The sequence below is a fragment of the Saccharopolyspora hirsuta genome (assembly GCF_008630535.1).
In the GTDB taxonomy this organism is placed as follows: Bacteria; Actinomycetota; Actinomycetes; order Mycobacteriales; family Pseudonocardiaceae; genus Saccharopolyspora; species Saccharopolyspora hirsuta.
The window spans coordinates 285,296-307,888 of record NZ_VWPH01000007.1 but is presented as its reverse complement, the minus strand read 5'-3'; the positions used below and the strand labels follow the sequence as shown (position 1 = coordinate 307,888).

At 71.9% G+C, this 22,593-nt stretch carries 23 protein-coding genes; 10 read left to right on the top strand and 13 right to left on the bottom strand.

What is annotated here, in order from left to right:
• Positions 1–43 precede the first annotated feature (43 nt).
• Both F1721_RS17195 and F1721_RS17190 read left to right on the top strand, forming a co-directional pair.
• Positions 44–688, top strand: a complete 645-nt coding sequence (locus F1721_RS17195) for a TetR/AcrR family transcriptional regulator (protein WP_150067701.1) — start codon at positions 44–46, stop codon at positions 686–688.
• Between the two features lie 73 nt (positions 689–761).
• Positions 762–3,164, top strand: coding sequence for a penicillin acylase family protein (locus tag F1721_RS17190; protein WP_150067700.1), 2,403 nt, complete (start codon positions 762–764; stop codon positions 3,162–3,164).
• Between the two features lie 42 nt (positions 3,165–3,206).
• On the opposite strand, the gene mce is transcribed toward F1721_RS17190, so the two are convergent.
• Entirely contained in the window at positions 3,207–3,653 is a 447-nt protein-coding gene (mce, locus tag F1721_RS17185; RefSeq protein WP_150067699.1) for a methylmalonyl-CoA epimerase, read from the bottom strand.
• Positions 3,654–3,784: 131 nt separating this feature from the next.
• On the opposite strand from mce, the gene F1721_RS17180 reads away from it, so the two are divergent.
• The 3 genes from F1721_RS17180 to F1721_RS17170 all read left to right on the top strand — a co-directional run bounded on the left by F1721_RS17180 (position 3,785) and on the right by F1721_RS17170 (position 7,025).
• Entirely contained in the window at positions 3,785–4,789 is a 1,005-nt protein-coding gene (locus F1721_RS17180; protein WP_150067698.1) for a hypothetical protein, read from the top strand.
• 205 nt (positions 4,790–4,994) lie between these two features.
• Positions 4,995–6,182, top strand: coding sequence for an acetyl-CoA C-acetyltransferase (locus F1721_RS17175; protein WP_150067697.1), 1,188 nt, complete (start codon positions 4,995–4,997; stop codon positions 6,180–6,182).
• An 81-nt stretch (positions 6,183–6,263) separates the two neighbouring features.
• On the top strand, positions 6,264–7,025 hold the full coding sequence (locus F1721_RS17170) for a hypothetical protein (RefSeq protein WP_150067696.1): 762 nt from the start codon (positions 6,264–6,266) through the stop codon (positions 7,023–7,025).
• On the opposite strand, the gene F1721_RS17165 is transcribed toward F1721_RS17170, so the two are convergent.
• The 8 genes from F1721_RS17165 to F1721_RS17130 form a co-directional block, all read right to left on the bottom strand.
• Positions 7,026–8,345, bottom strand: coding sequence for a DNA polymerase IV (locus tag F1721_RS17165; RefSeq protein WP_150067695.1), 1,320 nt, complete (start codon positions 8,343–8,345; stop codon positions 7,026–7,028). It abuts the gene before it with no gap.
• A 142-nt stretch (positions 8,346–8,487) separates the two neighbouring features.
• Positions 8,488–8,907, bottom strand: coding sequence for a TipAS antibiotic-recognition domain-containing protein (locus tag F1721_RS17160; RefSeq protein WP_150067694.1), 420 nt, complete (start codon positions 8,905–8,907; stop codon positions 8,488–8,490).
• Positions 8,908–9,076: 169 nt separating this feature from the next.
• Positions 9,077–9,259: a hypothetical protein gene (locus F1721_RS17155; protein ID WP_150067693.1), complete on the bottom strand. Its 183-nt coding sequence runs from the start codon at positions 9,257–9,259 to the stop codon at positions 9,077–9,079.
• Between the two features lie 91 nt (positions 9,260–9,350).
• Positions 9,351–10,328, bottom strand: a complete 978-nt coding sequence (locus F1721_RS17150; RefSeq protein ID WP_150067692.1) for an ABC transporter substrate-binding protein — start codon at positions 10,326–10,328, stop codon at positions 9,351–9,353.
• Between the two features lie 50 nt (positions 10,329–10,378).
• Complete coding sequence (locus F1721_RS17145; protein WP_150067691.1) at positions 10,379–11,422, bottom strand: ABC transporter permease; 1,044 nt, start codon at positions 11,420–11,422, stop codon at positions 10,379–10,381.
• Positions 11,422–12,186: an ATP-binding cassette domain-containing protein gene (locus tag F1721_RS17140; protein ID WP_150067690.1), complete on the bottom strand. Its 765-nt coding sequence runs from the start codon at positions 12,184–12,186 to the stop codon at positions 11,422–11,424. Before F1721_RS17140 ends, F1721_RS17145 begins: the two co-directional genes overlap by 1 nt.
• Positions 12,183–13,226: a class I mannose-6-phosphate isomerase gene (locus F1721_RS17135; protein WP_150067689.1), complete on the bottom strand. Its 1,044-nt coding sequence runs from the start codon at positions 13,224–13,226 to the stop codon at positions 12,183–12,185. Before F1721_RS17135 ends, F1721_RS17140 begins: the two co-directional genes overlap by 4 nt.
• Entirely contained in the window at positions 13,223–14,197 is a 975-nt protein-coding gene (locus tag F1721_RS17130; RefSeq protein ID WP_150067897.1) for a LacI family DNA-binding transcriptional regulator, read from the bottom strand. The genes F1721_RS17135 and F1721_RS17130 overlap by 4 nt, the downstream gene beginning before the upstream one ends.
• Before the next feature lie 443 nt (positions 14,198–14,640).
• Here F1721_RS17130 and F1721_RS17125 point away from each other — a divergent pair, with 443 nt between their 5' ends.
• The 3 genes from F1721_RS17125 (at position 14,641) to F1721_RS17115 (ending at position 16,862) form a co-directional block, all read left to right on the top strand.
• Positions 14,641–16,026: a glycoside hydrolase family 47 protein gene (locus F1721_RS17125; RefSeq protein ID WP_246155073.1), complete on the top strand. Its 1,386-nt coding sequence runs from the start codon at positions 14,641–14,643 to the stop codon at positions 16,024–16,026.
• Positions 16,027–16,108: 82 nt separating this feature from the next.
• Positions 16,109–16,426 (top strand): divalent-cation tolerance protein CutA, encoded by a 318-nt coding sequence (gene cutA, locus F1721_RS17120; RefSeq protein WP_150067687.1) that lies wholly within the window; start codon positions 16,109–16,111, stop codon positions 16,424–16,426.
• A 76-nt stretch (positions 16,427–16,502) separates the two neighbouring features.
• Positions 16,503–16,862, top strand: coding sequence for a DUF3817 domain-containing protein (locus F1721_RS17115; protein WP_281288772.1), 360 nt, complete (start codon positions 16,503–16,505; stop codon positions 16,860–16,862).
• 42 nt (positions 16,863–16,904) lie between these two features.
• On the opposite strand, the gene F1721_RS17110 is transcribed toward F1721_RS17115, so the two are convergent.
• Positions 16,905–17,405, bottom strand: a complete 501-nt coding sequence (locus F1721_RS17110) for a MarR family winged helix-turn-helix transcriptional regulator (protein ID WP_150067686.1) — start codon at positions 17,403–17,405, stop codon at positions 16,905–16,907.
• 146 nt (positions 17,406–17,551) lie between these two features.
• Here F1721_RS17110 and F1721_RS17105 point away from each other — a divergent pair, with 146 nt between their 5' ends.
• On the top strand, positions 17,552–17,854 hold the full coding sequence (locus tag F1721_RS17105) for an MTH1187 family thiamine-binding protein (RefSeq protein ID WP_150067685.1): 303 nt from the start codon (positions 17,552–17,554) through the stop codon (positions 17,852–17,854).
• A 76-nt stretch (positions 17,855–17,930) separates the two neighbouring features.
• On the opposite strand, the gene F1721_RS17100 is transcribed toward F1721_RS17105, so the two are convergent.
• Complete coding sequence (locus F1721_RS17100; RefSeq protein ID WP_246155071.1) at positions 17,931–18,185, bottom strand: hypothetical protein; 255 nt, start codon at positions 18,183–18,185, stop codon at positions 17,931–17,933.
• A gap of 337 nt (positions 18,186–18,522) precedes the next feature.
• On the opposite strand from F1721_RS17100, the gene F1721_RS17095 reads away from it, so the two are divergent.
• The gene (locus F1721_RS17095) at positions 18,523–19,440 is read left to right on the top strand and encodes a tetratricopeptide repeat protein (RefSeq protein WP_150067684.1); all 918 of its coding nucleotides are present in this window, start codon (positions 18,523–18,525) and stop codon (positions 19,438–19,440) included.
• A gap of 315 nt (positions 19,441–19,755) precedes the next feature.
• Here F1721_RS17095 and F1721_RS17090 read toward each other — a convergent pair whose 3' ends face one another.
• Both F1721_RS17090 and F1721_RS17085 read right to left on the bottom strand, forming a co-directional pair.
• Positions 19,756–21,228, bottom strand: a complete 1,473-nt coding sequence (locus F1721_RS17090) for a neutral zinc metallopeptidase (protein ID WP_150067683.1) — start codon at positions 21,226–21,228, stop codon at positions 19,756–19,758.
• A gap of 187 nt (positions 21,229–21,415) precedes the next feature.
• Entirely contained in the window at positions 21,416–22,576 is a 1,161-nt protein-coding gene (locus F1721_RS17085) for a neutral zinc metallopeptidase (RefSeq protein WP_246155068.1), read from the bottom strand.
• Positions 22,577–22,593: the final 17 nt, after the last annotated feature.

Below are 22,593 nucleotides of genomic sequence, written 5' to 3'. Positions count from 1 at the left end.
GCCGCGCGCCTCGCCGGTGCGCAGGCGGTGGGAGGTCGGGTTGATGGCTCAGGCTCGCGGCTCCGGCGCGCGGGGGTCCACTTCGGACTCCGGGCGGCCCGCGGACGACGGTGCCTCCGCGCGGGAGCGGATCCTCGAGGCGGCCGGTGAGCTGTTCGCCGAGCACGGTTTCGAGGCCACGCCGACGTCGCGGATCGCGGAGCGGGCCGAGGTGCCGAAGGGGCTCATCCACTACTACTTCCGCCGCAAGCAGGACCTGCTGACCGCGCTGGTCGACCGGCTGCCCGACGACCCGGTGGTGTCCGACCGGGTCGCGGTGCGCGGTGACGTCGCGGGCAGCCTGCGCAGGCTGGTGCGCGAGCTGGACGCCCGGTTGGAGGCGTCGCCGCTGCTCAGCCACCTGCTGTGGCGGGAGGCGGACACGCACGTCGCGGTCCGGGAGGCGCTGCAGCAGCGGTTCCGGCACGTGGTCGAGCAGATCCGCGGGGTGATCGAGCTGGCGCTGCCCCCGGGCCTGGCCGGTGGCGACATCGACACCGCCGCGCTGCTGCTGGCGCGGGTGGTCAACCACCGGCACTCGCTGGCCCGGCACGGCGCGCACGACGACGAGCTGGATCGCGAGATCGGGTTCATCGCCCGCGCCCTGGAGTCGGGCGTCGGCAAGCCGAGGAAGGTCAAACCCGCCTGAGCACCACATATCTGAATTCTCTTCAGTCTTGTGAAAGGTCGTTGCCCGCGCTAAAAACTCCTGCAGTCGGTCGATGCGGGAGGTTGTGGTGGGCGTTGATCAGGTGCGGTTCTCCCGGAGACAGGGCCTCGTCGCCGCGGCGGTCGGCATCGCGGGAGCTGGGGTGATGGCGGGCGCCACCGCGGATGCGGCGCCGAACCGGGCGCATTACCGGGTGCGGGGGCTGCGGGCGCCGGTGGAGCTGATCGTGGACCGCTACGGCGTGCCGCACATCTACGCCCGCGACGAGGACGACGTCTTCCTCGCGCAGGGCTTCAACGCCGCCCGCGAGCGGCTGTTCCAGATCGACCTGTGGCGGCGCCGCGGGCTCGGCAAGCTCGCCGAGGTGCTCGGACCCGACTACGTGCCGCAGGACCGGGCCACCCGGTTGTTCCTGTACCGGGGCGACATGGACGTGGAGTGGGCGCGCTACTCGCCGGACGCGCAGCGGATCGCCGCCCGGTTCACCGCCGGGATCAACGCCTACCTCGACTGGCTCGACGAGCACCCCGAGCAGCTGCCCGCCGAGTTCGGCGTCCTCGGCTACCGGCCGGACCGCTGGGAACCGGCGGACGTGGTGCGCATCCGCAGCCACGGCCTGACCCGCAACCTGACCAGCGAGGTCAAGCGCGCCCGGGTCGCCTGCGCCGCCGGGGTGGACGCCGACCAGGTCCGGCAGGGCCTGCAGCCGGACCACCGGACGGTGGTGCCCGACGGCTTCGACCCGTGCGCGCTGCCCGACGACGTGCTGGAGGTCTTCGACCTGGCCACCCAGGAGGTGGAGTTCGCCGAGGGCCGGATCCGCAAGTCGGTGGTCCGCGACCCGGCCACCGAGGGCAGCAACAACTGGGTGATCAGCGGCGAGCGCACCGCCACCGGGCGCCCGATCCTGGCCAACGACCCGCACCGCGCCTACTCGGCGCCGTCGCTGCGCTACCTCGCGCACCTGTCCGCGCCCGGCCTGGACGTGATCGGCGCCGGGGAGCCCGCGCTGCCGGGGATCTCCATCGGGCACAACGGAACCGTCGCCTTCGGGCTGACCATCTTCCCGATGGACCAGGAGGACCTGTACGTCTACGAGCTCGACCCGGCCGACCGCCGCCGCTACCGCTACCAGGGCGGCTGGGAGGCGATGTCGGTGCTGCGCGAGCAGGTCGAGGTGCGCGACGAGGCGGCGCGCACCGTCGAGCTGGCCTTCACCCGGCACGGCCCGGTGATCCACGTCGACGAGCAGCGCAACCTCGCTTACGCGGTGCGCACCGCGTGGCTGGAGCCGGGCATGTCCCCGTACTTCGGCAGCGTCGCCTACATGCGGGCCCGCAACTTCGACGAGTTCACCCGCGCCATGCGCAACTGGGGCGCGCCCACGGAGAACCAGGTCTACGCCGACGTGGACGGCAACATCGGCTGGGTGCCCGGCGGGCTGGCGCCCAAGCGCGTCGGCTACGACGGCCTGCTGCCGGTGCCCGGCGACGGCCGCTACGAGTGGGACGGCTTCCGCTCCGGCGACGACCTGCCGCGACGTCTCAACCCGGCGGAGGGGTTCATCGCCACCGCCAACCAGTTCAACCTGCCGCCGGAGCACCAGGGCCTCGGGCTCGGCTACGAGTGGACCAACCCGTTCCGCCACCAGCGGATCGTCGAAGTGCTGTCCCGCCAGCGCAGGCACACCATCGCCGACTCGCAGCAGCTGCAGAACGACCAGCTGTCCATCCCGGCGCGCAGGCTGATCGCGCTGCTGTCCGGAGTGGACAGCGGCGAGTCCGACCTGCGCCGCGCGCTGCGCATGCTGCGGGGCTGGGACGCGGTGGAAGCGGCCGACTCCGGTCCGGCGGCGCTGTTCGAGGTGTGGCTGTCCAAGCACCTCGGACCGGGGTTCGTGCGGGCCGCGGTGCCGAAGGCGGCCGAGATCATCGAGGACGCCGACACCCTGGTGCTGCTCGACGAGCTGGAGAACCCGGGCCGGTGGCTGCCGGACGCGGCCGCCCGCGACCGGCTGCTGCTGGACACCCTGCGCTCGGCCTACGCGGAGGTGCGGGAGCTGCTGGGGCGGGGCGAGCGGACCTGGAAGTGGGGGGAGCTGCAGCACAGCTTCTTCCAGCACCCGGCGTCGGCGGCGTTCAACGCGGTCGACCGGGCCCGCTTCGACGTCGGCCCGCTGCCGCGCGGCGGCTCCCCGGACACCGTCAACCAGTCCTCCTACCGGACCAGCGACTTCCGGCAGACCAACGGCCCGTCGTTCCGGATGGTGCTGGACGTCGGCGACTGGGACTCGTCGGTCGCGGTGAACACCCCGGGCCAGTCCGGCGACCCGGACGACCCGCACTACCGCGACCTCGCCGAGCGGTGGCGGACCGGCGAGTACTTCCCCCTCGCCTACAGCCGGGAGGCGGTGGAGAGCATCGCCGAGCGCTGGGTGCAGCTGCTGCCCGCCTGACCGCTCGTGAGCGGCGATGGTCGCAAGAACCGCCGTCGCCGCTCACGCGTGGTCGGCGGGCTCCACGAGTTCGACGAGCACGCCCCCGGCGTCCTTGGGGTGCACGAAGTTGATCCGGCTGTTCGCGGTGCCGCGGCGCGGCTCGTCGTAGAGCAGGCGCAGGCCCTTGGCGCGCAGCGCGGACATGGCGGCCTCGACGTCGGTCACCCGGAACGCCAGCTGCTGCAGGCCGGGACCGCTGCGGTCCAGGAACTTCGCGATCGCCGAGTCCTCCCGCAGCGGTGCGAGCAGCTGCAGCTGGGTCGCGCCCGTCGCGTCGCCCGGGGCCCGCAGCATCGCCTCGTGCACGCCCTGCTCCTCGTTGACCTCGGAGTGGGCGACCTCCAGGCCGAAGGTGTCCCGGTGGAAGGCGATCGCCGCCTCCAGGTCCGCGACCGCGATGCCCACGTGGTCGACCGCGGTGACCAGACCGCTGAGTTCCGCTCGCATGCCCGCAGCCTAGCCGCGCCCGCAGGGCTGGGAAAAGCGTGGAAAACGGAAGATCGAATTGCCCCGATGGGCGGAGTCGGGTGACCTTGCTTCGCACCAGCATGTGGCTGATTCACGTGAGAGGGGCGCACATGGCAAGAAGGCAACGTGGACCGGGCCGCAGAACCGCAGTGCTGCTGGCGTCGTTCGGACTGGTGCTGGGCCTCGGCGTGCCCGCCCTGGCCGCGGGCGGCGGCGGCACGCCCAGCGGCGGGGGAGGGGACAACCCGAGGGCCGACGACCTGCGCCGCGAGCGGGCGTGGGTCCGGCTCGGGGAGCTGAAGTTCGGCGCGGAACCCTACGAAGCGGTGAGCTCGGCCGCCGCCGACGCGGCGGGCAAGGCCTCCTGCGAGATCAGCGCCGAGGACGCCACCAACCTGGTGCTGTCGCCGACCTGGCCGGAGGTGTCCGGGTCCGGGGACTCGCCGTCGCCGATGACGCTGTCCCGCTACGACGACCAGACCTCCCTCGCCGACCCCGAGCAGCGCGCGAAGGGACTGTTCTTCAACCCCGGCGTCGGCGTCTGGCAGCTCGACTCCGCCGGTCTCGGCGCCGACGAAACCGCCGCGACCGCCATCGACTCGGTCGGCGCGGCGCAGAAGATGGCCCCGTACATCGTCGGCAAGTACTGCACCGCGATCGGCGGCGGCTCCACCGCGGCCCAGGCCCGCGCCGCCGCCTGGAAGGACTGGCACGCCTGCGACCAGGGCGCCTGCGAGTCGATCTACGAGCGGCTGAAGGCCGACGGCGTGGTCAAGGACCCCACCGTCACCCGCTACGGCGGGGCCGAGATGCGCACCTGCACCTACGAGGGCGCCGAGTACGACTGCCTGTACGTCGACCCGAGCTCGGCGCAGGGCGAGGACGCCTGGACCGCCCCGGACTACGGCCCCGCGCCCGTCCCGGACCCGTTCTACGTCTTCACCTACACCAAGTCCGGAAAGGACTACGAGGTCCGCTACTGGCTCAAGGCCGACTCCGGCGCGAAGACCGACGTCTCGGCCTCCCGCGAGCTCGGCGTCAACGCCAGGACCAAGCTCACCTGGGAAGCCGAATCCGGGCTCTGCGACACCACGACCGGCAGCGGCAACTGCTGACCGCAGCGCCTCCCCCGACCCGCGCCGCCGCGGCACTGCGGGCCGGGGGAGGCGTGCGCATGGGAACCTTCCTGTCACCCGGCGCGTATGGCAGTCGTCACAGGCGGCACCGGGTGTCATCGCGGGTATGGTCCCGGTGGTGCGCACCGGGCCATGATGGTGGTGGTGCGGCGCGACGAGGCGTGGCGAGGACCGGGAGGTAGTCGTGGGCAGTTCGGTGATCGTGGCTGGTGCGCGGACCCCGATGGGGCGACTGCTCGGGTCGCTCAAGGACTTCTCCGGCGCCCAGCTCGGCGGGTTCGCGATCAAGGCCGCGCTGGAGCGCGCCGGGGTCCGCCCCGACCAGGTCCAGTACACGATCATGGGGCAGGTGCTGACCGCCGGCGCCGGGCAGATCCCCGCGCGGCAGGCCGCGGTCGCCGCCGGGATCCCGATGGACGTGCCCGCGCTGACCATCAACAAGGTGTGCCTGTCCGGGCTGGACGCGGTCGCGCTGGCCGACCAGCTGATCCGGGCCGGTGAGTTCGACGTCGTGGTGGCCGGTGGTCAGGAGTCGATGACCCAGGCCCCGCACCTGCTGACCGGTTCGCGCGAGGGCTTCAAGTACGGCGACGTGCAGATGCTCGACCACATGGCCCACGACGGCCTGTTCTGCGCGTTCGACCAGGTCGCGATGGGGCTGTCCACCGAGAAGCACAACGCCCGCCACGGGGTGACCCGCGAGGAGCAGGACGCGTTCGCGGCCCGCTCGCACCAGCGCGCGGCCGCGGCGGCGGAGAAGGGCATCTTCGCCGAGGAGATCGTTCCGGTGGAGGTCCCGCGCCGCAAGGGCGACCCGCTGGTCGTCGACGCCGACGAGGGCGTCCGCCCGGACACCACCGCCGAGTCGCTGGCCAAGCTGCGCCCGGCGTTCGCCTCCGACGGCACCATCACCGCCGGTTCGGCGTCGCAGATCTCCGACGGCGCGGCCGCGGTCGTGGTGATGAGCAAGGCCAAGGCCGAGGAGCTGGGGCTGACCTGGATCGCCGAGATCGGCGCGCACGGCGTCGTCGCAGGCCCGGACGCCAGCCTGCACGAGCAGCCGTCCAACGCGATCAAGGCCGCCTGCGCCAAGGCGGGCATCGACGCCGCGGACCTGGACCTGGTGGAGATCAACGAGGCCTTCGCCGCGGTGGGCATCGTCTCCACCCGCGCGCTGGGCATCGACGAGGAGAAGGTCAACGTCAACGGCGGGGCGATCGCCCTCGGCCACCCGATCGGCATGTCCGGCGCGCGGCTGGCGCTGCACCTGGCGCTGGAGCTCAAGCGCCGCGGCGGCGGGGTCGGCGCGGCCGCGCTGTGCGGCGGCGGCGGTCAGGGCGACGCGCTGATCCTCCGGGTCCCGACGGCCTGACCCTGAGAACACCCCGAGGCCGACCCGGAAATCGGGCCACAACCGTGATCAACTAGGACGTTCGGGACTACCCTGGGCGGCATGAAGTGGCTTCCAGGGGGATGGGAACGCGCCGACCGGGTCGACAACCAGCAGCGGCAGACGGTGCCCGCTCGCCCGCTCGACGGGCGCACCACCGCCCGCTACACCTCGGAGCGCGCCGCGGTGCAGGAACCGGCCACCCGGGTGCAGCCGGGCCCCGGGCACCGGCCGACCGTCCTCGGCGCCGACGCGCGGGACGTCGACGTCAGCGCCAGCAGCTTCAAAGCGCTGCTCATCGGCGGTGGCATCAGCGGGCTGTGCACGGTGCTGATCGCGGCGACCCTGGTCAACCAGGGCAGCAGCGTCGGGCTGTGGATCTGGCAGCTCGTCTTCGGCGTGATCTTCGTGTGGTTCATCGCGGGCTCCCGCGGCGTGCTCAACGGCCGCGGCTTCCTGATCGACCGGAGCGGCTTCTACGCGCGCACCTCCGGTGAGGTCTTCGGCGTGGCGTGGGACGAGATCAAGGCCGTCGGCATCGGCACCCTGCCGTGGATCCAGCACCGCCGCCCGGTCGCCCCCGAGCGCCGCCAGGCGCTGGAGTTCTACCCGGCCGACCCGGGCTTCGCCGCGCGGCACCCGGAGCTGGAGCGCTGGCGGGTCACCGAACCGGCGTCGATGCCCGGCATGCCCGGCGAGCGCTACCGGTTCCACCTCCCGCCGTTCAGCAGGCTGCCGAAGACCCTGGAAGCAGCGGTGCAGGACGTCGCCCCGCAGAAGTGGGTCGGCCACTACCGCCGCCAGCTGCCCAAGCCGCAGGACTGATCACCAGCCGAGGCTGTCCAGCGGATCGGCCGCGCTCAGCTGCGGGTCGTCGACGGCGAAGGTCCTGGCCACCCCGCGCCCGGTGGTCGCGGTCTCGAACCGCACCGTCACCCGGCCGTGCCCGGCGCCCTGGACCCAGCCGTGCCCGAACTCCGCGTGCGCCACGTCGTCCCCGGCCCGCCACTGCCGGATCTCCGGCTCCGGTGCGGTCCGGACCACCGGCTGCGGTGCGGGTTCGGCCGGTCCGCCCTGGTCGGCGGGGTTGTCGAAGAGCGGCTCCTGCTCGGAGGTCGCCAGCCCCGAGTAGGACACCCCGACCAGCCGCACCGGCGTGCCGGGCGGGACCGCGACCGGCAGCAGCCGCCGCGCCGCCGCGGACAGCGCACCGAAGTCGCTGGTCGCCGAGGTGAAGGTCGCGGCCCGGCTGATCGTGGTGAAGTCGGAGTCGCGCACCTTGATCGTCACCGTGCGCGCCGCCCGGCCGGACGACACCAGCCGGCGGTGCGCCGACTCGGCGACCCCGAGCACCTCCGAGAGCAGCTCGGCCTGATCGGTGATGTCGACGTCGAAGGTGGTCTCCGCGCTGACCTGCTTGGCCTCGGCCCGCTCGGCCACCGGGCGCTCGTCGATGCCGTGCGCCAGCCGGTGCAGCTCGGTCCCGTGCGCCTGCCCCAGCAGCGAGACCACGTCGCCCAGGTGCAGCGCGGCCAGCTCCCCGATGGTGTGCACCCCGATGCGGTGCAGCTTGGACTCGGTCACCGGGCCGATGCCCCACATCTTGCGCACCGGCAGCGCCGACAGCAGCTCCAGCTGCTCCTCGGCGGGCACCACCAGCATCCCGTCCGGCTTGGCCAGGTCGGAGGCGATCTTGGCGAGCTGCTTGCCCGGCCCGGCGCCGATCGACGCGGTCACCCCGACCTCGCGCTGCACCCGCGCGCGCAGCTGCGTCGCGAAGTGCTCGACCCGCTCGGTCGGCGCCCCGGCCAGCTCGGAGGGCTCCAGGAACGCCTCGTCCACCGACACCTGCTCGACGACGTCGGACACCTCCCGCACGATGCCCAGCACCCGCGCGCTCACCGCCTGGTAGACGCGGAACCGCGGCGGCAGCACCACCGCCACCGGACAGCGCCGCCGTGCTTCGGCCATCGGCATCGCCGAGCGCGCCCCGTACTCGCGCGCCTCGTAGCTGGCACCGGCCACGGTCCCGCGCGGGCCGAGCCCGCCGACCAGCACCGGACGACCCCGCACGGTGGGGCGGGTCAGCTGCTCCACGGATGCGAAGAACGCATCCATGTCCATGTGCAGCACCCACCTCCGCATGCCGACCATTCAACGGGATCGCCCCGACAACGGCCGACGCAGGCGGGCGGTGCGAGCAGGGGAACCTTCCTGTCACCACGCGCCGCGGCCGGCTGCTGCGAGGATGGGAACCTTCCTGTCACCCCGCGCGCGGATGCGCAGGTCAGCGGAGGTTGGCCCAGGCGTAGGTGATCATCGCCTCGCGGAGGTAGGCGGCCATGCCCTTCGGCTTCTTGCGCTCGATGCGGCGGCGGAACTTCGGCTGGTTCACGTACATCTCGGCCAGCCGCAGGTAGGAGGCGCGGTCCGGGGTCCAGAAGTGGCAGATCCAGCGGTAGTGCTCGCCGACGACCTGCTGCGTGCGGGGATCGTTGCCGGGCACCCCGGTGGCGAACAGCTCGGCGATGCTGGAGCTGATCCGGTTCCAGTCCTCGCCGATCTTGTGCGCGATCGCCTGCCGCTGCTGCGGGGTGATGGGGCCGTCGACTCCCGCGGGCGTCATGTTCCCGATCAGGGCGGTCCCGTCCTCGACGGCCTCGGCCTGCTCGAGCCCAGGATTCCCAAACACCTTGTCCGGCTGCACGGCGTCCCTTCCTCCACTCCGCACGGGTACGGCGCACTCCGATAGAGCACAGGCAGTGAGCACCGCTGCACGATTTCGCTAACGATGTTCATCTGCCCGTGGCACAGTAACGGAGCGATCTGGGCACCGCGGGTGATTGAGAAGATCCGCTACCGGGCTGTGACGCCGATCAACCCTGCTCGTCGGAGGTGTCGTCGCGCTCGTCCGGCTGCGCCTGCGCGGGCGGCGCGAGGTACACCACGCCCCGCTCGAGGTCCAGCGGCCCGCCGGGATCGTGCCCCTGCGAGATGCCGCCCTGGTCACCTTCGTGCTTCAGCTTGCGCCCGGGGAGGAGTTCGCCGTAGGAGGCCATGCCCCCACGGTAACCGCGAACCGCGAGCTCCGGGCGGCATCGGTGACAGGAAGGTTCCCATCCTCGCACCCGGCCGCCCGGGGCTCGACGCTCAGCAGCTGGACTTGTAGAAGTACTGGGCCTGCTGGTCCATGTTGTCGCGGGTGATGGCGATCATCTCGGTCTTGGTCTCGCGCTCGACCGGCTCGCCCTTGATCGCCGCGATCGCCCGGCGGACGCCCTCCTGGCCGATCTTGCCCGGGTTCTGCGCGATGAGCGCCTGCACCCGGCCGTTGCGCAGGTCGTCGACCTGCTTCGGGCTGGCGTCGAAGCCCACCAGCTGCACCTGGCCGGACTTGCCCGCGTTGGACAGCGCGGTCGCCGCGCCCTCGCCGGTGTTGAGGTTGGTGCCGAAAACGCCCACCAGGTCGGGGTTCGCGGCCAGCGTCGCGGAGACGATCTGGGCCGCCGTCGCCGGTTCGTTCTCGGTGTACTGGGTCGGCAGCAGCTTCAGGTTCGGGTGCTTGGCGATCTCGTCCTCGAAGCCCTTGGCGCGCTCGTCGGTGGTGGAGGTGCCCGCCTTGGTGTTCAGCGCCAGCACCGAGCCGGGCTTGTCGCCGACCAGCTGGGCCAGGGTCTGCGCGGCCAGCTGCCCGCCCGCGTAGTTGTCGGAGGACAGCGAGGTGACCGCGATGGAGCGGTCCTCGAGCGCGGTGTCCACCTCGACGACCTGGATGCCGTTGCTCTTGGCCTGCTGCAGCGGTGCGGCCAGCGCCTTGTCGTCGGTCGGGGAGATGATCACCGCGCCGGGTCGGCTGCTGACGATGCCGCCCAGGATCTGCGACTGCTCGGCCTGCTCGAACTTCTCCGGGGCCTGCGCGTTGAGCTGGTAGCCCGCCGCGGCCGCCTCCTGCTGGGCGGCGCACTCGATGGAGACGTAGAACGGTTCGCCGCGCATCCCGGTGATCAGCGCGAGGTTCTTGTTGCCGGGATCGGTCTGGCCGCCCCCGGTGTCGCCGATCTGGCCGGAGCCGCAGCCCGCCAGCAGCAGCGCCGCGCCCACCGCGAGCACCGTCTTGCGAGTTCTCATCCGAATCACCTTCCACACGCCGTTGTGCTGGTTTGCTCGAAGAACTTCTCTCAGCGGTTGTTGCGCGCCCTCCGTCGGCGCTGGTCCAGCCAGACCGCGGCGACCAGCACCGCGCCGACCGCGATGGGCTGCCAGAACGGCCGCACCCCGGCCATCACGAACCCGGCGTCGAGCACCGCGGGGATGAACACGCCGATGACGCTGCCCAGCACGGTGCCGATGCCGCCGAACAGGCTGGTGCCGCCCAGCACGACCGCCGCGATCGCGTTGAGGTTGTCGTTGCTGTGGCCGCTGATCGTGGTGGTGCCGAAGTAGGCCAGCGACATGAACCCGGCCAGCCCGGCCAGCACCCCGGTCAGGGCGTAGACGGCGATGAGGTGCCGGGTGACCTTGATGCCGCTGCGGCGGGCCGCTTCGGCGTTCGACCCGATCGCGTAGGTGTAGCGGCCGAAGGCCGTGGTGTGCAGCAGCCAGATCGCCAGCAGCGTGACCAGCGCGGCCAGGATCACCAGGTTCGGCACGATCCCGAACGACGTCCCGGTGCCGAGCGTGGTGCGCAGCGCGCTGGGCACGGTGCGCACGTCGATGCCGTTGGTGAGCAGCTGCGCGGCACCGAGTGCCGCACCGAACGAGCCCAGCGTGACGATCAGCGCCGGAACCCGGGCCACCGCCACCAGCACCCCGTTGAGCACACCCCACAGGGCGCCGCCGACCAGCGCCACGACCAGGCCGATCGCGATCACGCCCCACCCGGCGTCGGTGGCGTCCCCGCCGCTGAGCCCCTCCATGGTCATCGCGGAGACGACGCCGGAGAACACCAGCACCGAACCCACCGAGAGGTCGATGCCGGAGGTGATGATCACGAACGTCATGCCGACCGCGAGCATCAGCAGCGGCGCCGCCTGCACCAGCAGGTTCTGCGCGTTGAACAGGGTGGGGAAGGCGTCCGGGCGCAGCGCGCTGAACAGCACGCACAGCGCGACCAGCACCAGGCCGGTCCACAGCGTGTTCGAGGACGCCAGCCGCGCGCCGAGGCCCTTGGCCCGCGGTGCTGCGTCCACATCGGACTTCCGGGTTTCCTGCTGGGTGGGCATCAGCTCGCGTCCTCCTGCGACAGCGCGCCGGTCATCGCACCGACGAGGTCCTCCAAGGTCGCCTCGGCGGCGTTGAACCGCGCCACCCGGCTGCCGAGGCGCAGCACCTCGACCCGGTCCGCCACCGACAGCACTTCCGGCATGTTGTGGCTGATCAGCACCACCGCGATGCCGGTGTCGCGAACCCGGCGGATCACCTCCAGCACCCGCTCGCGCTGCACGACGCCCAGCGCGGCGGTCGGTTCGTCCATGAACACCAGCTTGTCGGCCCACGCCACCGACCGGGCCACCGCGACGCTCTGCCGCTGGCCACCGGACAGCGACCCGATCGGCACCGTCAGGTCCGGCAGCGAGACCCCGAACTTGGCGAACTGCTCGGCGGCCTGCGCGCGCATCCCCGCCTTGTCCAGCATGCCGAGGCGGCCCAGCAGACCCGGGCGCCGGAGCTCGCGGCCCAGGAACAGGTTCGCGGCCGGGTCCAGGTCCGGGGCCACCGCGAGGTCCTGGTAGGCGGTTTCGATGCCGTGCGCGCGGGCGGTGGCGGGCGAGTCCAGCACCACCGGGGTGCCGGAGACCAGGATCTGCCCGGAATCCGGCTGCTCCACCCCGGACAGGCACTTGACCAGTGTGGACTTTCCAGCGCCGTTGTCGCCGATGAGCGCGACGACCTCGCCGGGGTGGACGGTGAACGACGCACCGCGCAGCGCTTCCACGCCGCCGTAGCGCTTGACCAGGTCGCGGGCTTCGAGCAGTGGTTCGGTCATATCCGGCTCCCAGCGGACGGCGGTCGGCAGTGCACCGCGGTGAGATCGCCCTCGAGCTGCGCGGCCCCGGCCGCGTGCGGGACCACCGCGGTGGTCCCGCGCCGCAGATCGAGGTCGGTTCCGTTGTCCGAGCGCAGCTTTCCGCTGCCGTCCAGCACGATCAGCACCCCGAAGGAGGGTTCGAGCTCGACCGCGCCGTGCAGCCGATCAGCGCGGAAGAACGGCGCGGCGTCGTCGGCCAGCAGCCCGACCCGCGCCGCGTCCTGGTCCGCGGTGCGCTTGATCAGCGACGCCAGCGCGGCGTCGTCGAAACCGCTGTGGTTGAGGGTCTGCAGCGCGGTCCGCTGGTCCATGCCGAGGAACGCGCTCTCGGCATCGGCCAGGAAACCTCGCCACTCCAACGTGACGGAGAAGTCCGTCGGCTGCTGCAGCTCGACGATGAACACGCCCTCGCCGATCGCGTGCGGGGTGCCCGCGGGCACGTGCACCGTGTCGCCGGGGCGCACCGGGATCTCGTTGAGCGAACCCAAGAGCGCCGAGGAGTCCTGGGTGGTCACCCAGCGCTCGACCACCTCGGGCGCGACGTCGTCGCGGAAACCCAGGTGGACCACGGGGTTCGGGCCGCTCGTGCCGACCACGATCCACGCCTCGGTCTTGCCGAACCGCGAACCCAGGTGCTGCTGGGCGAACCGGTCCGACGGGTGGCAGTGCACCGGCAGCCGCTGCCCCGCGTCGAGCAGCTTGACCAGCAGCGCCGTGCTGTCGCCGAACGCGGCCACGTGCTCGGAACCCAGCCACTGCTCGGGGGCCTCGCGCACCGCGTCGCGCAGCCAGCGGCCGTCGGGCAGCCGGGACAGCCCCGATTCGGGCTGGCCGAACCGGGTCGTGGTGGACCCGACCCAGTCCTCCGGGCCGAACTCGCGATCGTCACCGCCACCGCGCAGCGCCGCGATGGACGTGCCACCGCGGTAGAACTGCTGCGGCTGGTTGGCGGGCAGGACGAGCGCCCGCACCGACTGATCATCGTGGACAGAACTCACCGTGCAACCTCTCCAGATCCTCGGGCCAGCAGCCGAGTGGGGACGACGATGCGGCGCGGCGGGGTGCGGTCGCCGTCCAGCCGCGAGAACAGCAGCTCGGCGGCGGACCGGCCCAGCGCGCTGGTTTCGTGGGTGACCACCGTGATCGGCGGGTCCAGCAGGTCGGCGAGCTCGAAGTCGTCGAAGCCCACCAGCGCCGGGCGGTCGGGCCGACCGGCCAGGGCGCGCAGGGCGTGGATGGTGATCCGGTTGTTGCCGGTCACCAGCGCGGTCGCCCGCCGCAGGGTGGTGCGCAGCGCCTCGGCCACCGACTCGTCGGTGTGCGGGCCCATCAGCACCAGATCGGGTTCGAACGGCACCCCGGCGCGCGCGCAGCCCTCGCGGAACCCGCGCAACCGCTCGGCGGCGGTGTGGATCTCGGGCGCGTCGCCCAGGAACGCGATCTCCCGGTGCCCGTGCTCGGCGAGGTGCTGGGCGGCGAGCGCGGTGCCGCCGGAGTTGTCGATGAGCACCGCGTCGGCGTCGAGGTTGCCGGGCGGGCGGTCCACGAACACCACCGGCGTCCCGGCGTTGATCTCGTGCGCGATGTAGCCGTGCTGGTGCCCGGCGGGCACCACGATCAGCCCGTCGACGCGGCGGGCGCAGAACTCCAGCACCAGCTCGCGCTCCCGCGCCGGGTCCTCATCGGACGATCCGGTGAGGACCTGCTTGCCGCGGGAGCGGGCGACCTCCTCCACCGCGCGGGTCAGCACCGAGTAGAACGGGTTCGCGAGGTCCTCCAGGACCAGCCCCAGCGTGCCGGTCCCGGTGCCGCGCCGGAGGTTGCGGGCGCTGAGGTTGCGCCGGAACCCCAGCTGGTCGATCGCGGACAGCACCCGCTCCGCCGTGGCGGGGTGCACGCCGCTCTCGGCGTTGACGACCCGCGACACGGTCTTGATGCTCACGCCCGCCAGCCGCGCCACGTCGCTCATCGTGGCGCGCCGGACGTTCCCGGAGTCAGACAACGTTGTCATGGCGAGCGGCATTGCACCCCACCGCGGCGACCCGTGTCAATCCCGCCGGGCCCATTGCTGCCACCCGGCTCCCCGGCGACCACCGATCGGCCCAACCCCGCCGGGGGTGCGATGACAGGAAGGTTCCCATGCTCCACCCCCGACCGGCCGGGGATGGCAGGAAGGTTCCCTTGCTCAGGTCAGCCCCGGGGTGCGGTGACAGGAAGGTTCCCTTCCTCGCATCCGCCCCGCGCGGGTCAAGGGGGCGGACGGCGGCACCGAGCGCCGCTGATCGGCACCGCGCCGTGTCGAAACCGGACAGGATCGGCGGGCTGCATTGACCTCGCCGGGACGGCCCGCAACGGTGAACCGCGCGGCTTGACAAGGTTGTCCAGCTCGAGGAGGCGGCGATGCTCGGAGGCGTGTCCCGGAGAACCGTTCTGCGGCTGATGGGCGGGGCGGCGGTCGCGGGAGGGCTGCTGGCGGCGGCCCCGGCGGCGGCCTCGGCGAGCCGCAACTGGAAGCCCACCGCCGAATCCGTGCGGCGCGAGTTCCTGTGGGCGTGGCAGCACTACGTCGACCGCGCGCTGGGCGCCGACCACATCAAGCCGATCTCCGGCGGCCGCGAGGACTTCTTCGTGCCGGGGCACTCGGTCGGGCTCAGCGCGGTGGAGGCCGTCGACACCCTGTGGCTGATGGGGGCCGACGCCGAGGTGGCGCAGGCGGTGCAGTGGATCGAGGACAACCTCAGCTTCGACGTCGACGCGCCGTTCCAGGTGTTCGAGACCAACATCCGCATGGTCGGCGGGCTCGCGGCGGCCTACCACTGCACCGGCAGGCCCCGGCTGCTGGAGCTGGCCGTCGACGTCGCCGACCGGCTGCTGCCCGCGTTCACCGAATCGCCGACCGGGCTGCCCTACCGCTACGTGAACCTGGCGACCGGTGCGGTCAGCCGCCCCGAGACCAACATCGTCGAGGTCGGCACCTACATCGCCGAGTTCGGCGTGCTGTCCGAGTGGACCGGCGACCGCCGCTACTACGACCTGGCCAAGCGCGCCATGCGCGTGGTCCACGACAAGCGCACCGAACTCGGCCTGCTGCCGCACGACATCCACGCCGAGACGGGGGAGTGGCGCAACCGCCAGGCCACGGTCGGCCCGCCCGGCGACTCCTACTACGAGTACTTGTGGGACGGCTACGCGCTGTTCGGCGACGAAGAGCTCCGCCAGTGGTACGACACGCTCACCGACGCGATCCTGGCCCACCAGGCCGAACGTCGCGACGGGCTGCTGTGGTTCCCGCAGGTCGACGCCTTCACCGGGGAAGTCCTCAGCCGGGAGCAGAGCGTGCTGGCCGGGTTCTACGCCGGACTGCTCGCCGAATCCGGGCGGGTGGACGAGGGCCGCGCGTACCACGACGCGTTCAACACCGCGCAGGAGAAGTTTGGCGTCATCCCGCACTCCTTCGACTACGTCACGATGTCGGCCAGCGACCCGAGCAACGCGCTGCGCCCCGAGTTCGCCGACGCCGCGCTGATGCTGTGGCTGGCCACCGGCGACGAGATCTTCCGCGAACGCGCCCGGGTCCACTACGACAACATGCTCCGGACCTCGAAGACCGACTACGGCTTCGCCAGCCTCTCCGACGTGACCGCGAAGCCACCGTCCCAAGAGGACAGCTGTCCGGGCTACTGGTGGTCGGAGCAGATGAAGTACTACTGGCTGCTGTTCTCCGACACCCCGCGCTTCGACTACCGCGACAACTACCTGAGCACCGAGGCGAACCTGCTGCGCGGCGCCCGCCGCTGACCGCCGGACGGCAGGAAGGTTCCCGTGCTCCGGTGCGAGGATGGGAACCTTCCTGTCACCGCCGCCGCACTACGCTGGGGGAATGGCTGATCATGTGCTGGTCGTGACCACCACCGACTCCGAGGAGTCCGCCGCTGCGCTGGCGCGGGGCGTCGTCGAGGCCGCGCTGGGCGCCTGCGTGCAGGTCGTGCCGATCCGCAGCTTCTACGTGTGGGAGGGCGCGGCGCAGGACGCCCCCGAGTGGCAGTTGCAGATCAAGACCTCCGCCGCCCGGCTGCCCGCGCTCGTCGCGCACCTCAAGGCCGAGCACGGCTACGAGGTGCCGGAGATCATCGCGACGCCGATCGTCGGCGGGAACCCGGAGTACCTGTCCTGGGTCGACGAGCAGACCCGGTCATAACGGACCGCCATCGGGGTGATCCTGGTCACCGGGCACACTCGGGGGAAGTGCCGGTCTGGACGGAAGTGGGGTCGACGTGCCGCGTACGCATGCCGGGTGGTTCCGGTTGGTGGCGATCGCCGAGGCGTTCTCGTGGGTGGGGCTGCTGGTGGCGATGGCGTTCAAGTACGGCCTGGGCATGCCGCTCGGGGTGACCGTGATGGGCTGGGTCCACGGGCTGATCTTCACCGCCTACGTGGTGACCTGCTTGATCGTGTTCAGCCCGCTGCGCTGGAAGTTCCGGGTCCTGGTGCTCGCGCTGGTCTCGTCGGTCCCGCCGCTGGCGTCGGTGTGGTTCGAGCGCTGGGCGAACCGCCGCGGCCTGCTGACCGAACCCGACTCGGACGAGCCGACGTTCTGGGGACGAGTCCGCTACGCCCTGCGCGAGCTGAACTGACGGTGTTCCGGGCTCGCCTCGGGCAGAACGCGAGGCGAGCCGTCAGAAGTCGCCCGCGGCGTGGCGGACCTTGCCGAGGAGCTCGGTCAGCTGCTGGGTCTGGCGCTCGGTGATGCCGCGCAGGCCGAAGTCGATCTCGGTGACCGATTCGGTGGCCTTCTTCATCAGGTCCCGGCCGTCCTCGGTGATCTCGACCAGGGTGGTGCGCCGGTCGGTGGGGTGCGGCACCCGCCGCACCAGGCCGTCCTGCTCGAGCCGGTCGACGATGTTGGTCACGCTGGTCGGGTGCAGCTGCAGCCGGTCGCCCATGACCCGCATCGGCAGGCTGCCGCGCCGCGAGAAGGTCAGCAGCACCAGCGCCTCGTAGCGGGCGAACGTCAGGTTGTGCGGACGGAGCGCGTTGTCGACCGCGGACTGCAAGATCTGCTGCACCCGCATCACGCTGGTCACCGCGGCCATCGTCGTCGACGGGCCTACCCGGTCGGCCCAGATCTCGGCCGCGCGCGCGATGGGGTCGAAGGGCAGCGGACTACGGGTGCTCATGGTGTTCGACGCTAGCAGCGGTGACCAGCCCGGTTGTGGGCTGTGGTGCCGGGGGCGGTGAAATCGACGACAGTGGGTGCGTTCATCGCGCACGATCACATCGGTCCGGCGGCGTCGGCCGCCGGACGCGGACGGGAGGAGCAGACGTGCTGGTGGCGTTCAGCGTGGCCCCGAGCGGGGTCGGCGACAGCGACAGCGTCAGCGAGGCGGTGGCGGCCGCGGTGAAGGTGGTCCGGGAGTCCGGGCTGCCGCACGAGACGACCTCGATGTTCACCACCATCGAGGGCGAGTGGGACGAGGTCATGGACGTGGTGAAGCGGGCCACCGAGGCCGCCTCGGCCGGGGCGCCGCGCACCAGCCTGGTGCTCAAGGCCGACATCCGGCCGGGCCACACCGGTCAGCTGGAGGCGAAGGTGCGCCGGGTCGAGGAGCACCTTCGCGAGCAGTGAGCTCCGCCGCGCAACGCGAACCGGGGGCGGCGTCGGTGTCGACGCCGCCCCCGGTGTCAGCTCCGGGTGGTGCCCCTCAGCCCTTCGGGTGGTCGACCACCGGCGCGTTGAGGCAGTTGTTCGCCTGCGGCGACAGAACCGGCACGACAACGCCGATGGCGGCGCCGACGTTGTTGCCGCACGCCTGCACCGGAACCGCGCTGATGTTGTTGTCGTCGAGCAGGTTGATGCCGTTGTTGTCGGCGCTGTCCGCGAACGCGGCGGTGCCCAGGGTCACGACGCCGAGAGCAGCGGCACCGGCGACACCGGCAACACGGGTAGCAATACGCACTGTTTCGTACCTCTCGTTGAACTACTTGCAGGAGGTCCACCAAACGGAGGCCTCGAAGGCCCGCAGAAGACCAGCAGTCCCCGCGGGCTCTGCCCTCACATTCGGCCCCGGAGGCCGCCGAGCTTGAGAGATCCGGCGCTGCTTCCACCCCTTAGAGGGAAGTTGTTCACTGCTTCGAGTTGATCTGTGAGCTGCGCGGCGTGTCGGGCTTGGCGTGGCGCTATCGCTGATGGCGAAACATCCGCCGCCCTGCCACCGCCCGGCGGGCGGAACGTGTCAGGATGGGGGCGTGACGAGGCCGGATCCACGCCAGAACGCAGCCGCAATGTCCGCCGCGATGGCGGGCGCAGTCGACCTGTCGGCCCTGAAGAGCCGGGCCGAGGCCAATGCCCGCGCAGCAGCGCAGCCGACCGCAGAAGGCGGTGCCGGAGCCGCACCGGCGGGCGCGTCCGTCATCGACGTCACCGAGGAGAACTTCCAGGCCGAGGTGGTCGAGAAGTCCCTGCAGGTGCCGGTGGTCGTCGACCTGTGGGCGACCTGGTGCGGGCCGTGCAAGCAGCTCTCCCCGGTCCTGGAGCGCCTCGCCCAGGAGGGCGGTGGCGCGTGGGTGCTGGCCAAGGTCGACGTCGACGCCAACCCGCGGATCGCGCAGCTGTTCCAGGTGCAGTCGGTGCCGATGGTCATCGCGATCGCCGGCGGGCAACCGGTGGACGCCTTCACCGGGGCGCTCCCGGAACCGCAGATCCGGCAGTGGATCGACCAGCTGCTCAACGCCCTGCGCGACCAGCTGCCCGGCATCCGGGCCGCCGAGCAGGGCGGTGCGGGCGAGCCGGTCGAGGAGCCCGAGGACCCGCGGTTCACCGCCGCTGAGGACGCGCTGGAGCGCGGCGACTACGCCGCTGCCGAGGCCGCCTACCAGAAGATCCTGGACAGCGAGCCGAACAACGAGCAGGCCAAGGCCGCGCTGGCGCAGGTCCGGTTCACCGCGCGCGCCGAGCAGTCCGATCCGGCCGCGATCGAGCGCGCCGACGCCGCCCCCGAGGACGTCGACGCCCAGCTGGCCGCGGCCGACGCCGAGCTGGCGATCGGGCGCGTCGAGGAGGGCTTCGACCGGCTGGTCCGCGCGGTCAAGCGCACCTCGGGCGACGAGCGGGACCGGGTCCGCCGCCACCTGGTCGAGATGTTCGAGGTCTTCCCGGAGGGCGACGAGCGCGTCACCGCCGCCCGCCGAGCTCTGGCCAGCGCCCTGTTCTGAGCCCCTGCCCGCGGCCCGTCACCCGGGCTGGTTCGCGAGAAGTCGCGCGCCTCCCGGGTGACGGGCCGCGAGCGTTTCCGGGGTCAGGTGAGCATTCGGTCGCGCAGCGCGGCGAGGTGCTCCGAGGCGACCCCGGCGGAGCGGAGGTAGGCCGCCATGTCCCGGGAGCCGACGACGTCCGCGATCACCTCAGGCTCGGACGTGCCGTGCCGCCGAGGTCGCGGACGTCGTAGCAGCCTTCCCAGGAGAGCTGTCGTTCCATGAGCGTGGGACGCCGCTGCTGTGATCAGGGTTGAGAACTGATCGGGCGTCGGATCAGGATGCGCTGTACTTGGTGCTGCAGGGCGCCATGCCCTCCTGGACGCCGATGCGGAACGCCTCCACGCGGGCGAACCCGACGGGCACCTGCTTGCCGTTGACGTCGGCGGCGATCAGGCTGTCCTCGCCGAGCAGCGCGGCCACGCCCTCGTCGATGTCCTCCGGCACCACTCGCAGGCTGCCGACCGGGTTGCGCTTGCCGATCGGGTCCTCAACCAGCAGCCCGCTCCACGCGCCGACCATGCACGCCGTGCGCAGGCCCGCGGCCGGGTCGTCCAGCGGCAGGCCCGCCGCCTTCTGCACCGACAGCGCGTACCGCGACGCCACCTGGGCGTAGGCGGCGAAGTCGCCGTAGCCGGACTCGGTGTCCTTGTTCGGCGGCTGGGCGATCTTCTGCAGCGCCGGGACGTCGAGCGAGACGGTGTTGGTGGTGGCGCAGTAGGACGCCGGGCTGGTGGGCCGCTGGCCGCTGCACGGGGCGGTGCTGGTGATGATGCGCGGCGGTTCGGCGCCGGTGTCGCGGAAGACCTCCTGCAGGCTCTTGCCCACAGCGTCCAGCCCCTTGTCGTCCACCGGGAGGTCGGTGTCCTGCTCGGCCTTCCACGAGCCGAACAGCGTGGTGCGCTTGGAGACGTCCTCGAAGTCCATCTCGGCGCAGCGCTGCGGGCCCTCGTCGAAGCCGTACTGGAACGCGGTGACCCGGTCGAAGGCGCTGCCGTGCGCGTTGCTGCCCTGGAAGTCGGACTTGCCCGGCGCGTCGCGGATGAAGCTCAGCACGCCCATGACCTCGTTGAGGCCCTGGCCGGTGGAGATCTGGAAGTACTTGGAGGAACCCTCGGCGACGTGCCGGAAGTAGGCGCCGGTGAAGCAGTCGGCCTGCTGCTCCAGCACGATCACCTGGTCGTTGCCGGACGCCGTGCGCGCCCGGTGCTGCACCGCGTGCCCCATCTCGTGGGCGAGCACGGCGACCACGGCCATCGGCCCGAAGCTGTTGTTGAGCTCCGGGAGCAGGGTGCCGCGGTCCCACGCGATGAGGTCGTCCGGCGGGCAGTAGAAGGCGTTGACCACGCCCGCGGTGCTCTGCCCGCACACCTGCGCGCCCGGGCCGCCCGCGTCGTAGGAGACCAGGCGCTTGACCGGCACGAACTGCTTGCCCTTGAAGGCCTCCGGGAAGACCGAGGTCCAGTACTCGTCGATGTCGGCGACGGCGTTGCGGGCCAGCTCGTCCATCTGCCCGTTGTCGGTGCCCTCGACGGGCAGCGGCGCCTCCGGGGCGTTCGGCTTCGGACCGCTGGGGCCGTTGGTGACCGGCAGCCCGGCGACCTCGGTGGTGGAGTAGCTGCCCATCGTGGTCGGGGTGCCGCTGATCTGCTGCGCGCAGCCCGCGACGAGCGCGATGCACGTGAACGCGGACAGCGCGGTGCCGAGGATCCGCTTCCGCCGTCGGTTTCTCGTCGATGCCCGTGCCACTGGCGCGCCCCATCCTGCTGCAGGTTCCTCCGCGCACCGGGCTCCCCGCCCCGGTGCGCGGGCCAGCCTATCGGGTGGTCGATCAGCGCCAGCGCGATCTGGCCGGATCGGGCGGTGGCAGGAAGGTTCCCTTCCTCACGTGCTGCCGGGGCGGGTGGCAGGAAGGTTCCCATCCTCGCGACGGCGGTCAGCCGCAGGCGGCCGCGCCGCCGAGCGCGCCGGTGCGGAAGGCGGTGATGCGGTCGAACCCGGTCAGCGGGTTCGCGCCCTGCGCGTCGCTGGCGATGTCGTCGGATTCGAGCAGGACGGTCACCGCCTCGTCGAGGTCGCCTTGCGCCAGCCCGGGCTGGGCCGCGGTGTACGCGCCGGTGAGGCAGGTGATCTGCCGACTGGCGGCCGGGCCGGTGGTCGGGCGGCCCAGTTCGGCGTTGGCGGTCAGCGCGAACTTCGCGGCGAGCAGGGTGGTGACGGCCTGGTCGCCGATCTTCGCGTGCGCGTCGGCGATCGCGCGGCTGTTGAGGACGATGGTCGGCGGGCTGGGGCAGTACCCGGCCGCGCCGATGGCTTCGGGGCAGCTCTGCTCCGGGCGGATGACCGGCGGCACCCAGCGTTCGCCGACCAGGCCGCCGAAGTACGCCGAGATGCTGTCGGTGCGCAGGGCGTCGTTCAGCGGGAGGTTGGGGCCGTCGGGCGGCAGTGCGGCCAGCGGTGTCTCGGTGATGTCGGTGCAGCGGCGCGGGCCGTTGGCGTAACCGTCCTGGAACGCCGTCACGCGCTCAAAAGCGCTCCCGTGCGCCTCAGTGTTGTTGGTGCTCACCGGATCGCGGAACAGGATGATCGCGCGCAGCGCGCGGTCCAGCTGCTCGGCGTTGATGCGTAGGCGCTCTGAGCGGCCGTCGGTGACGGAGCGGACGTAGGCGCCTGAGAAGCAGTCAGCCATCGCTTCGAGGCGCACCGGATCAGCGTCGGCGCCGATCCTCGCGCGCTGCTGCACGGCGTGGCCGAGCTCGTGCGCGAGCACCACGACGACCGAGGCATCTCCGTAGTGCTCTCGGAGCACCGGCAGCAGTGCTGTGCGGTCCCAGGCGATGGCGTCGACAGTGGCGCAGTAGTACGCGTTGCCCTCCAGGTCGCTCACCGCAGCCGAGCAGGGCGGCGCGGTGCCTTCGCCGTTGGTGTCGACCGAGAAGAACCCACCGTCGAGGTTGCGCCACGGCGTGCCGAAGACCTCCGGGTACTGCCTCGCCCAGTAGTCCTGGACGTCGGTGACGACCGTGGCGGCCAGGCGGTCCACGTCGCCGTGATCGGTGCCGTGCACGAACGCCGGGTCGACGGTGTGATCGGCCACACGGGGCGGTCCCGGGG